Here is a 2,045-nt window from a genome sequence, read left to right on the forward strand (position 1 = left end):
CCGGACGGCTGGCCCCTCTGGGTCTCCCCGGTCCGCCCGGGCCGCGAGCACGACACCACCTGCGCACGGGCCCACGGACTGGTCGACGCCCTGAACCGGCTCGCCGCCACCCTGGGCGTCCCCACCCTGACCGACCTCGGCTACGAGAACGCCGGGCCCGGCTTCCGTCACCCGGTCAAGAAGCCCAAGGGCGGTGAACTCGCCGAGCCCGACCAGGCGTTCAACGCCGTGATCCGAGGCGTCCACGCCGTCGCCGAACGTGCCAACGCCCTGCTGAAGGTCACTTTCAAGGCCCTGCGCAGGGTCAGCCTCGACCCCTCGGCCATCACCCGCATCGCCCGAGCCGCCCTCGTCCTGCTCCAGCTCGAGCACGACCGCACCGCCTGAACGAAGATCACAAAACGTCACGAGGCGTTACCGAGAAGAGTTCAATGAGCAGTGGATTCTGCAACTGGCGTATCGACTTCACCTATGCCGACACCAGCAACCGGCATTACCGTACCTCGCGCGGCAAGACCCACAGCGAATGCAAGACCGACCCGATGCGGAACAATCACCCTCAGACACTGCCACGTTACGGCAAAGCTTGCGCTCACCTCTACGTCAACGGTGTGCGGCGCGTAAGCCAGTGTCACCACATCACGAAGTGAGTTGTTCATGATCGGACAGCAGAAGGGCCCACCTTCGGGCCAGGAGGCACAAACACGGCGACGCCAGGCCGGGATCGCCGCGTTCCTCGTGGGCCTCGTCGCCTCGCTGGCCTTCTTCGCGTTCTTCCCCGGACTGCCCCATGTCATCGACTGGGGGGCAATCATCGTGTCCCTGATCGTAGGCGGACTTGCCCGATGGGGCTGCCAGTCCTGGACCACGAGAGCGACGAAGCAAAAGACGGAGCGCATGTGATCCCCTGCGCCCCCACGGAGCTTCAGTGATCGTGCAGTACCGGGACAGGAAAAAGAAGAACCGCAGGCCAGGACTCTGACCTGCGCTTTCCCTCGAAGCCGCCTTCGGGATTCGAACCCGAGACCTACGCATTACGAGACCGGCCTGCGTTCCGCGCAATTCAGGGGTTCTGGAGTACCTGCCAGGCTGAAGGTGCAGGTCAGCGGGTTGGAGGCTGGTGACGCGGCCAGATTCGCCTAGAGACGCGATTTTGCGGATTCACCTGCGCTGACCTGGAGTTGCTCCGTAGGGTCTGGAGTCGTGTATGTGAAGACGACGAAGCGGGAGAACAAGTCCGGCACGGTCCGGTACCTGCACCTGGCCCACAATGAGTGGGATCCGGTGAAGGGCCGGGCGGTCCCGAAGGTCCTGTTCACGTTCGGCCGTGCGGACGACCTCGACCGGGACGCGGTGAAACGCCTGGTCGCCTCTCTATCACGGCTGCTGGAACCGGGCGAAGCACTGGCGTCGACCGCGGCGGGTGACCTGGAGTTCGTCTCCTCGGTCCCGTTCGGCGGCACCTACGTCCTCGATCATCTGTGGCGGCGACTGAAGATCGACAAGATCGTCGGGCAGGTCGGGCAGGTCGGGCAGCCCAAGCGGGGCAGACGCCGGGACATGTCGGTGACCGAGCGGGTGCTGTTCTCCATGGTCGCGAACCGGGCCCTGGCCCCGTCGTCGAAGCTGGCCGCCGCGGACTGGGTCACCAACGACGTGCATGTCGACGGCCTGCCGGCCTGCGACGACGACGCCTGCTACCGGGCGATGGACTGGCTCCACGAAGTCCAGGACGACCTGGAGAAGCGGGTGTTCGACGAGGTCGCGAACCTTCTCAACCTCGAGGTCGACCTGCTGTTCTTCGACACCACCAGCACCTACTTCGAACTGGAGGAGGCCGACGAGCTCGTCGCCCGCGACGACAAGGGCCGCCTCCTGCCCGCCGCAGACGACACTCCCGCCGACGCGGACGACAGTGGCGACGCCCCTGATCAGGCCGGGTTCCGCACGTCCGGGAAGTCGAAGGACTCCCGCGACGACCTTCCGCAGATCGTGATCGGGATGGCCGTCACGCGGGACGGGATCCCGGTCCGTGTCTGGTCCTG

At 65.8% G+C, this 2,045-nt stretch carries 3 protein-coding genes and 1 pseudogene; all 4 read left to right on the top strand.

The genetic code is table 11. The features are described from left to right. On the top strand, positions 1–387 hold a 387-nt coding region (locus B9S61_RS32165), incomplete at its 5' end, for a transposase family protein (protein WP_146064891.1). Between the two features lie 44 nt (positions 388–431). Continuing rightward, entirely contained in the window at positions 432–650 is a 219-nt protein-coding gene (locus tag B9S61_RS32170; RefSeq protein ID WP_258039969.1) for a hypothetical protein, read from the top strand. Positions 651–657: 7 nt separating this feature from the next. Beyond that, a complete protein-coding gene (locus tag B9S61_RS32175; RefSeq protein ID WP_103545340.1) occupies positions 658–903 on the top strand; it encodes a hypothetical protein in 246 nt (81 codons plus the stop codon). A 306-nt stretch (positions 904–1,209) separates the two neighbouring features. After that, positions 1,210–2,045 (top strand): annotated as a pseudogene (locus B9S61_RS32180) (transposase); the annotation flags it as partial.

This window comes from Streptomyces sp. SM1 (genome assembly GCF_002910825.1).
In the GTDB taxonomy this organism is placed as follows: Bacteria; Actinomycetota; Actinomycetes; order Streptomycetales; family Streptomycetaceae; genus Streptomyces; species Streptomyces okerensis.